At 71.8% G+C, this 9,234-nt stretch carries 11 protein-coding genes; 3 read left to right on the top strand and 8 right to left on the bottom strand.

Annotated features, from left to right (window positions below):
• Positions 1-39: 39 nt before the first annotated feature.
• A complete protein-coding gene (locus AB0B48_RS29625) occupies positions 40-585 on the bottom strand; it encodes a hypothetical protein (protein WP_357207208.1) in 546 nt (181 codons plus the stop codon).
• 139 nt (positions 586-724) lie between these two features.
• Here AB0B48_RS29625 and AB0B48_RS29620 point away from each other — a divergent pair, with 139 nt between their 5' ends.
• A complete protein-coding gene (locus AB0B48_RS29620) occupies positions 725-1,066 on the top strand; it encodes a hypothetical protein (protein WP_357207206.1) in 342 nt (113 codons plus the stop codon).
• 11 nt (positions 1,067-1,077) lie between these two features.
• Here AB0B48_RS29620 and AB0B48_RS29615 read toward each other — a convergent pair whose 3' ends face one another.
• The 4 genes from AB0B48_RS29615 to AB0B48_RS29600 form a co-directional block, all read right to left on the bottom strand.
• The gene (locus tag AB0B48_RS29615; RefSeq protein WP_357207204.1) at positions 1,078-1,545 is read right to left on the bottom strand and encodes a ribose-5-phosphate isomerase; all 468 of its coding nucleotides are present in this window, start codon (positions 1,543-1,545) and stop codon (positions 1,078-1,080) included.
• 87 nt (positions 1,546-1,632) lie between these two features.
• Positions 1,633-2,832: a DUF1015 family protein gene (locus AB0B48_RS29610; RefSeq protein ID WP_357207202.1), complete on the bottom strand. Its 1,200-nt coding sequence runs from the start codon at positions 2,830-2,832 to the stop codon at positions 1,633-1,635.
• A gap of 89 nt (positions 2,833-2,921) precedes the next feature.
• On the bottom strand, positions 2,922-3,437 hold the full coding sequence (locus AB0B48_RS29605; protein ID WP_357207200.1) for a hypothetical protein: 516 nt from the start codon (positions 3,435-3,437) through the stop codon (positions 2,922-2,924).
• Between the two features lie 181 nt (positions 3,438-3,618).
• Positions 3,619-4,245: a DsbA family protein gene (locus AB0B48_RS29600; RefSeq protein WP_091405414.1), complete on the bottom strand. Its 627-nt coding sequence runs from the start codon at positions 4,243-4,245 to the stop codon at positions 3,619-3,621.
• A gap of 221 nt (positions 4,246-4,466) precedes the next feature.
• Here AB0B48_RS29600 and pepN point away from each other — a divergent pair, with 221 nt between their 5' ends.
• Both pepN and AB0B48_RS29590 read left to right on the top strand, forming a co-directional pair.
• Positions 4,467-7,016: an aminopeptidase N gene (pepN, locus tag AB0B48_RS29595; RefSeq protein ID WP_357207198.1), complete on the top strand. Its 2,550-nt coding sequence runs from the start codon at positions 4,467-4,469 to the stop codon at positions 7,014-7,016.
• Between the two features lie 84 nt (positions 7,017-7,100).
• Complete coding sequence (locus AB0B48_RS29590; protein WP_357207196.1) at positions 7,101-7,664, top strand: Uma2 family endonuclease; 564 nt, start codon at positions 7,101-7,103, stop codon at positions 7,662-7,664.
• Between the two features lie 68 nt (positions 7,665-7,732).
• Here the strand turns inward: AB0B48_RS29590 and AB0B48_RS29585 are convergent, their stop codons facing one another.
• From AB0B48_RS29585 to AB0B48_RS29575, 3 genes are all read right to left on the bottom strand, one after another.
• Positions 7,733-8,140 carry a DUF5130 family protein gene (locus tag AB0B48_RS29585; protein ID WP_355010142.1) on the bottom strand — a complete coding sequence of 136 codons (408 nt, stop codon included), beginning with the start codon at positions 8,138-8,140 and terminating at the stop codon, positions 7,733-7,735.
• The gene (locus tag AB0B48_RS29580; RefSeq protein WP_196930456.1) at positions 8,127-8,423 is read right to left on the bottom strand and encodes a hypothetical protein; all 297 of its coding nucleotides are present in this window, start codon (positions 8,421-8,423) and stop codon (positions 8,127-8,129) included. The genes AB0B48_RS29585 and AB0B48_RS29580 overlap by 14 nt, the downstream gene beginning before the upstream one ends.
• A gap of 75 nt (positions 8,424-8,498) precedes the next feature.
• A partial coding sequence (locus AB0B48_RS29575; RefSeq protein ID WP_357207193.1) for an amidase family protein occupies positions 8,499-9,234 on the bottom strand: 736 nt, incomplete at its 5' end.

Raw genomic sequence — 9,234 nt, 5'->3', positions numbered from 1 at the left:
GGTGGGCGGTCCTGGACCGGCCCGCCCGTGCACGCCCGGTCAGTTCGAGGAAATCCAGTTCCAGGCCGAGACGACCCACTCGGTCTGCTGGAGCCACGCCACCCCGAGGCCGACGAGGAACACCGCCGTCGCCAGGTGCGCACCTCTGGCGCTGCGCCGGACCCGGCCCAGCTGCCGCTCCAGCACCACCCGGCCGACCAGCCGGAACAGGGCGAACAGGCCGGCCGCCACCAGCAGGCTGAGCACCAGCACCAACAGCGGGCCGCTCAGGTCACCCTGGCCGGACAGCGCCCAGATCCCCCAACACACGAACGCGAAGAGGCCTGCCGCAGCGCTCCACTCACCGCCGCGCCGCAGCTGCGCCATCCGCGAGCTGAGCGAGCGGCGGGGCACCGATCCACCGGGCCAACCGGTGCCGGTCGGCTCCTGCTCGACCACCGGGAACGGCTCCGTGCGCGGGGTGCGTCGCTCGCCCACCGGAGCGACCCCCCGGCGGAACCCGTCACGCTGCGGCGGCACCCCGACGCCGGCCTGCGGTGGCACCTCCACGGTCCGCTCCGCCCACGGCTGCGTCTGGTCTGCCATCTCGTCCTCCCCCTGACCGACGGCAACAGCACCGCCTTGATTCGAGGGTAGCCAGCCGGCAAATCGGTCGCCGACCCCGGCCGGGGCGCGCGGCCTCGCGACGGTGCAGGATCCAACCGGGCCAGGGTACGGTCGGCTGATGGGTGACCCCGACCGACGACGGCGACGGCTGCGCCACCACGCCGACACCGAAACGGCCAGACCGGGTGCGGACGGCCCGACGGTCAGCACGCCGGGCGTGCACGACGGTGACGAGCCGCCGCCGCGACGCAGGAGCACGGTCGGCGACGAGCGCGACGGTGAGCGGGGGCTGCGCGGGTTGGTCGGTTCCGGCTCGTCCCAGGTGGGACTCAGCGCCGCGCTACGGGCCCGGGACGCGGCCCGCCCCACCGACGACGACCTGGCCGAGGCGGAAGCCCGGGTGGTGGTCGTCCGGCGAAACTGGGTGCCCCGCGAGGAGCTGCCCCGCTCGCCGCGCTGAGCGCCGCACGGTCAGGGCAGGTCGGGCAGCTTCCGGGTCCGCTCGTACTCGGCCACCTGGGTGATCCGACGAGCGTGCCGCTCGTTGCCGGAGAACGGCGTGTTCAGGAACGCCTCGACGATGGCGGTCGCCTCGTCCAGCGTGTGCTGACGGGCACCGATCGCGACCACGTTGGCGTCGTTGTGCTGGCGGGCCAGCTGAGCTGTCTCGACGCTCCAGGCCAGCGCGGCGCGGACGCCGGCGACCTTGTTCGCGGCGATCTGCTCACCGTTGCCGGAGCCACCGATGACCACTCCGAGGCCGGTCTCGTCGGCCACCACCCGGTCGCCCGTGTGCAGGCAGAACGTGGGGTAGTCGTCGTCCGGGTCGTAGCTGTGCGGGCCGACGTCGACCACGTCGTAGCCCTGCATGGCCAGGTGGCTGGCCAGGTGCACCTTCAACTCGAAACCGGCGTGATCGGATCCCAGGTAGACGCGCATACCGGGCAGTCTGTCAGGCCGCGCTCGGGGACGTCACACGGGCGGCGTCCCCGAGCCGGGTTCGTCACACGGTCGTGGGGATGACGCTCAACGCGGCAGCTCGGCGACGACCAGGCCGCCGCGCGCCTTCGGGGTGAACCAGGTGCTCTTGCGGGGCATCTTCTCCCTGGCCAGGTTGACAGCGACGAAATCCGCCACTGTCACCGGCGCGATCAGGATGGCCAACTCGGCCCGGCCGGCGTCGACCTCACCGGTGAGCCAGCTCGCCGGGTAGTCGCCCCCGACGTAGGTGATTCGCTTGTCGCCCGGGTCGAGACCGAGCGCGTCACGCAGCACCAGCCGCTCGACCAGAGCGTGGTCCAGGTTTTCCAGGCGGGCGGAGGCGGTGGCGGGCAGGCGCACCGCGTACCCCTGGCCGTCGAGGCGGAGGTGCACGGTGCCGCCGGCCGCCGGGACCTCGACAGGGCCGTCGATCGGCTCGACCTCGGCGCCCGCGGCCCGCAGCCGGTCGAGCAGCTCGGCCGGGGTGGTGGTCAGCTCGCTGACCAGCCGGTTGTACGGCTGGATGGCCACCGACGCGGGGGTGGTGACCACGGCCAGGAAGCGCGGCAGCCCACCGGTCTGGGCGGCCAGGCTGCGGTGGTTGCCGTCCGCGACGACCAGGTCCCCGCCACCGGCGAGAGCCGTGAGCGTTGCCTGCTCCGGGCCGGGGCCGAGCAGCCAGATGGCGTGCGTGCGCCCCGCCTGGTCGGTGTCCGTCGCGGCGGGCGCGCCGGCCGAGTCGGTCGCCGCCGCGAGCGCGGCGTGCAGTTCGTCGCCACGACCGGTCTGGAGCAGGAGTACGGGTGAGAGCAGGTGCCCGAGCGCGTCGGCCAGCGCCACTCGCTCGCGCACCTTGGCGATGAAGACGTCCTCGTTGCGGATGACCAGGCCCGGCTCGTCTGCCCGGGTGGAGATCTGGTCGGTGTCCACCATCGCGAACAGCCCGTACGCCGGCTCCTCGCCGGGCGCGCTGATCCGGTAGAGCACCACCACCTGCTCGGCGGGGGTGTAACTGCCGTCGGCCTTGGCCTCGGCGAGGCGGGCCACCGCGTCGGGCAGCGCGTCGAGGAACGACTTGCCCAGGCTCTGCGGGGCGCGATGCGGCATTTCGATGCCGAGAGCGCTGTGCGGGTTCGACCCGATGATCGCGGTGATCTCCGCGTCGTCGGCGAACTCGTCGTAGTTTTGCGCGCCGGTGCCGCCAGTGGTGACCCAGGCCCGGGTGATCGGATGCACGACCGTCATGCCCACTGACGCTACCGGCGACGGTGCCGCCGCCGACGGGGACCCGCGGTGCGTCCACCAGATGAAAGTGCCCGGAAGGGCACGGCTGGTCAGCCGGCGCGGTCGGAGGTGCCCCGGCGGTGCCTACCCGCGCTCACCGGCCCACCGTTGCCACGCCGACCGGTCCCGATCGGCCCGCTGTTCGGGGCGCGGCGGGGCGACGCGGGCGGCCCCGGCACGGGACGGTCGGGAGGAGGCGTCGGAACGGGCCGAGGGTTCAGCGGCGGCGTCGGCACCGGGCGCGGAGGAGCCGGTGCCGGCGGAGGAGGAGCCGGTTCGGCCGGTGCCGCCCCCGACGGCACCAGCGCCGGCGCACTGGTCGGCACCGCGTCGACGGACGACGGCAGTGGGTCGACCGCACTGGGCGGGGTGAGCCGGGAGGTCACCGGGACCCGCGCCACGCCCACCACGATGGGCGGCGCGAGGAGATCCACCAGGTGGGCGGGCAGGTCCGGGCGGACCGTCGGCCAGCGGGAGTCGTCAACGGACCAGTAGTCCGTGCCGGGAGTCTCGATCACCCCCTGCCGGGTCAGCTGATCGTCACCGGACGCGCGGTGCTTGGCCATCGGGATTTGCCTCCACGAACTGCGGCGTGCGGCCCTTCGGGTCGCTGCGGCGGACACCGAGGGAAACGACGCCGCCCGCCTCCCGGTGACGCCACGACCCACCGCCGACCTCGGCGGCGGACGAGAAACGCCCCCGTCCGCGCGACTGACGAAGCACGGACGGGGGCGCGGTGGTCGTCGCTCAGTCGAAGATCGGGCTCTGCTCGCGGGTGCGCTTGAGCTCGTAGAAGCCCGGGGTGCCGGCGACCAGCAGCACGCCGTCCCACAGCCGGCCGGCGGCCTCCCCCTTCGGAGCCGGGGTGATCACCGGGCCGAAGAACGCGACCGGGGTGCCGTCCGGGCCGGGCGCGTGCACGACCGGAGTGCCCACGTCCTGCCCGACCGGGCGCATGCCCGCCTCGTGGCTGGCCCGCAGTGCCTCGTCGTAGTCGGTGCTGTCGGCGGCCGCGGCCAGCGCCGGGTCGAGGCCGGCCTCGGTGAGCGCGGCCACGTACAGCTCCGGACCCCGCTCCTGCTTCTGCAGGTGGATCCGCGTGCCGAGCGCGGTATAGAGCGGGCGCAGCACGTCGTTGCCGTGCAGCTGCTCGGCGGCGATGCAGACCCGCACCGGGCCCCACGCGGTCTTCAGGAACTCCTTGTACTCCTCGGGCAGCTCGTCCCGGCCGTCGTTGAGCACGGCCAGGCTCATCACGTGGAAGCGGATGTCCACGTCCCGGATCTGCTCGACCTCGAGCAGCCAGCGAGAGGTGATCCAGGCCCACGGGCAGGCCGGGTCGAACCACATGTCGGCGGTGACACGTTCGGTCACTGTGAGATCCCTTCGCGACGGGTGGCGCCGACAGGTCGGCGTCTCAGGAGAATCTTCACCCCGCAGCACATCGACCGGCACCCGAATGAGAGCGTGACCTCGGCCACCGCGGGCTGCCCGTACATGGAAGACTCGAATCGGGCCAGCCGTCACGAGCGGTAGGCGAACGGGCGCCGCCGGGCGTACGGCGACATGTGGGATGGAGACGAACAGTGCCGGGAGTGCGCAACCTGACGCAGGTCGAGGCGACCGAGCGGGCACGCCTGCTCAACGTGACGGGGTATGACATCAGTCTGGACCTGTCCAGTGCCGTGCTGGCGGCCGACGGCCGCACGTTCCGGTCGACGACCGAGGTCCGGTTCCGCTGCTCCGAACCGGGCGCGAGCACCTTCATCGAGCTGGCCGCCGAGTCGGTGCGGTCCGCGACGCTGAACGGCACGCCCGTCGACCTGTCCGACTGGTCCGCCGAGAAGGGCCTGACCCTGTCCGGGTTGGACAGCGACAACGTCCTGGTGGTCGACGCCGACTTCGGTTACTCGAACAGCGGTCAGGGTCTGCACCGGACGGTGGACCCGGTGGACGGCGAGACGTACCTCTACAGCCAGTTCGAGACGGCCGACGCCCAGCGGGTGTACGCCTGCTTCGACCAGCCCGACCTGAAGAGCGTCTACACCTGGCACGTCACAGTGCCGGCGCACTGGCGGGCGGTCTCCAACATGCCGGTGCAGCGGGAGGAGCCGGCCGGTGAGGCGCTCAAGACGCTGCACTTCACCGAGTCGCCCCGGATGAGCACCTACATCACCGCGATGTGCGCCGGGCCGTACCACGAGGTGCGCGACACGCACGACGGCATCGACCTCGGGGTCTTCTGCCGGGCGTCGATGGCCCAGTACCTGGACTCCGACGACCTGTTCCTGATCACCAAGCAGGGCTTCGACTTCTTCCACGAGAAGTTCGACGTTCGCTACCCGCTGCCGAAGTACGACCAGCTCTGGGTGCCCGACTTCAACGCCGGCGCGATGGAGAACTTCGGCTGCGTGACGCACGCCGAGTCGCACTACCTGTTCCGCTCGCAGGTCACCGACTTCGAGTACGAGCAGCGGGCCAACACGATCCTGCACGAGCTGGCCCACATGTGGTTCGGTGACCTGGTCACCATGCGCTGGTGGAACGACCTGTGGCTGAACGAGTCGTTCGCCGAGTGGGCCAGCCACTGGTGCAACACGAACGCGACCCGGTTCAGCGAGGCGTGGACGACCTTCCTGTCCATCCGGAAGAACTGGGGCTATCGGCAGGACCAGCTCTCCTCCACCCACCCGGTCTACACCGAGATGCCGGACATGGAGGCCGTCGAGGTCAACTTCGACGGCATCACCTACGCCAAGGGCGCGAGCGTGCTCAAGCAGCTCGTCGCGTACGTGGGTGAGGAGCCGTTCGTGGCCGGGCTGCGGGCCTACTTCGGCAAGCACGCCTGGGGCAACGCCACCTTCGACGACCTGCTCACCGAGCTGGAGACCGCATCCGGGCGGGAGCTGCGCAAGTTCGCCGCGCAGTGGTTGGAGACCGCGCAGGTCAACACGCTGCGTCCGGAGGTGACCATCGGGGCCGACGGCACGTACGAGCAGGTGCTGGTGCGGCAGGAGGCCCCGGCGGCGTACCCGACGCTGCGGACCCACCGGATCGGTGTGGGCCTGTACGACCTGGCCGACGGGCGGTTGGTCCGTCGGGAGCGGTACGAGGTGGACGTGAGCGGCGAGCACACGGATCTCGCCGCGCTGCGTGGCGTCCGGGCCGCCGACGTGTTGCTGCTCAACGACGACGACCTCAGCTACACCAAGCTGCGCCTCGACGAGCGCTCGATGGCGACAGTGGTGCAGCACATCGGTGGCTTCGACTCGTCGCTGGCCCGCGCGCTCTGCTGGACCGCCGCGTGGGACATGATCCGCGACGCCGAGCTGTCCGCCCGCGACTACGTGGCGCTGACGCTGAGCGGGCTGCCCGCAGAGACCGACATCAACCTGGTCACCGCCACCCTGCGGCAGGCGACCACCGCGCTCACCCTGTACGCCGACCCGGCCTGGGCGCCGACCGGCTGGGCCGACCTGGCCCGTACCGCCCGCGACGCACTCGCTGCCGCCGAGCCCGGCAGCGGGTTCCAGTTGGCCTGGGCCCGTGCGTTCACCTCGGCGGTCCGCTCCGAGGAAGACCTGGCCACGCTGCGCGGTTGGCTGGACGGCACCGGCATGCCGGCCGGGCTGACCGTCGACACCGAGCTGCGCTGGTCGGTCCTCGCCGCGCTGGTGGCCAACGGTGCCGCCGGCACCGCCGAGATCGAGGCGGAGCTGAGCAGCGACCGCACGGCCAGCGGCGAGCGGGAAGCCGCGTACGCGCACGCGTTGATGCCGACGGCCGAGAACAAGGCCGCCGTGTGGGCCCTGCTCACCGGCCCGGACGCGCTGCCCAACTGGCGGCACCGGGCGCTGTTGCAGGGGTTCGCCCACCCGGCGCAGGTGGAGCTGGTAGCCCCGTACCGGGAGCGGTACTTCGCGGCGGTCGGGCAGGTGTGGGCCACCCGGGACAGCGAGCCGGCGCAGGAGTTCGCCCAGCTGGCGTACCCGACCTACCTGGTGGAGGACGACACGGTCGCGGCCACCGACGCGTGGCTGGCCGGTGACGGGCACCCCTCCCCGCTGCGTCGGCTGGTGGCCGAGGGCCGCGACGGTGTGGTGCGGGCGCTGAAGGCCCGCGCGAAGGACGCCCAGAGCGCCTGAGCATCGAATACGCGGCCCGGGGCCGGCGTGGGTGTGATTCCGCGCCGGCCTCGGGCGTTATCGTGACAGGAGGAGGTGGACGTGATGGCACCGCCGACCTACGAGTGGCGGCCCCCCGCGCGCGCGTGGCGCGAGCAGGACCTATCCGACCTGCCTGAGGATGGGAACCGCTACGAGATCATCGACGGGAGCCTGCACGTGACACCGCCCCCGGGTTACGGGCATCAAGAGCTGGCGGATGAACTACGGGCCGCCCTTCGAGCGGCGGTGCCCGCTGGATGGCGGGTCATCCGGGAGGCAGGGCTTCGAATGGCCGGGGGAAACCTCATCCCCGACGTCACGGTGCTGAAGCCGACAGCCCCCGCCGACGGCACCTGGGTCGAAGCAGAGGATGTGGCGCTCGTCGTCGAGGTGGAATCACCGGGTAGCCGTCGGCATGACCGGTTCACCAAGCCAGCGCTCTACGCCGAGGCCGGCATCCCCGCCTACTGGCGCGTAGAACGTGGTGATTTCGGTCCGGTGATCTACCGGTACGAGTTGGTGAAGGGGGTGCACTACAACCTGCTCGGCACGGTCGGCCCCGACGATGTAGTGCAGATCGACGAGCCGTGGCCGATGCGCCTCGATCCCTCGGCCTGGCCCCGCTGAAGCAAGCCCAGACACACCGAAGCCCGGCACGCTGCGAGCGGGCCGGGCTTCGTCGTACGAGGAAGGGCTCAGCCCTTGCCGGCGTGGCTGGCGAGCTGGTCGAGGCCGTTGATGATGCCCCCGGCCAGGTCACCGCCGCTGAACGCGCCGACCATGGAGAGCGCGGCCAGCTTGGCGTACGTGTCAGGGATGCGCTTGCGGGCGTACCGCCCGGTGATGATCTCCAGCTGGCGCTGGTTGGGCGACACGGCGATCAGCACCGACTTGTCGGGCTCGGCGAGCTGACGGTGCAGCCGCTGGGCGTGCTCACGGATCGGCTCGTCGAGACCACCGACGAAGACCGAGAAGACCAGACCGGTGCCCCTGTCGGCCAGGCGCAACGCCTCGTCGATGCGCAGCAGCTGGCGGGTCGAGAACGGCCCGTCGAGCACCTCGGGCGGATTTTCCGACCCGGCCTGCTTTTCACCAACGGTCACTTGCGCCTCCGGTTCCACCGGCCGGCGCCTCGACGCTGGCCTGCTCAAGCTTGTGGCTGGTCAGCGCGGGCGCCTGCGCCCCCGCCGTCAGCGCGGTGCCGGCCGAGTCGGCCAGCTGCTCCGGACGGCCCAGGAACCAGACCGGAGTGAAGTCGAAGGGCCGGCCCGGACGGTAGCGCTTGGCACCACCGCCACCGCCGGTGGCACCACCGTGGCTACCGGCGTACGACAGGCCGGCGATGACCAGCACCGCGGCCAACGGGATGCCGACGAAGACCAGCAACGTCTCGGTAACAGACAATCCCAACGCCCCCAGGCGGAAGAAGGACGACAGTGAAAAACCGGGTCGGATGGACGATCACGCTGCCGACCGCCCGACTCCGTCACCATTCACGTTAGCGGAGTCGACGGCCCGCCAGATTGCGGGGTGCCGATCCCATCCGTCACTACAGTTCTCCAGTTGCGCAGCGGTAGCAATGAGCCGCGCGTCGTCGCCGTACCGGCCGGTGAGCAGCACCCCGACGGGCAGTCCGTCGGTCGTGGTACCCAGTGGCAGGGAGACGGAGGGATCGCCGGTGACGTTGAAGATGGCGCAGTAGGGCGAGAACCGGCGTTGCCGGTCGAAGTCGGCGGCCGGGTCCGCGTCGGCGGTGAACCAGCCCACGGGTGCCTGCGGGGTGGCCAGGGTGGGACACAGGAGCAGGTCACAACCGGCGGTGCGGCGGGCACCGAGGCGCACCTGCGCCTGCAACTCCCCGAGGGTGGCGGTCAGGGTGCCGGCGGAGATTTCAGCGCCCCGGGCCCGGAGCAGCCGGGTCAACGGCAGCAGCTCCGCCTCCCGCTGCGGTGGCACCGGGGCGAGCGCCAGCACGTACCAGAGGGTCTCGAACAGCGGCCACACCGCCGGCCCGAGCGGCGGCGGCACCTCGACCACCTCGTGGCCGGCCGCCGTGAGCAGCGCGGCGGCCCGGTCCACGGCGGCCACGCAGTCGGGATGCACAGGTTCTTCGGCGAGCATCGGCGTGGTGAACCGGCCGATCCGCAGCGGGCCGGGCTCGGCCCGGAGAGCGGAAGAGCACACGACTGAACACCCG

Source organism: Micromonospora sp. NPDC049089, from assembly GCF_040648775.1.
In the GTDB taxonomy this organism is placed as follows: Bacteria; Actinomycetota; Actinomycetes; order Mycobacteriales; family Micromonosporaceae; genus Micromonospora.
This window is presented reverse-complemented; position numbering and strand designations above follow the sequence as displayed.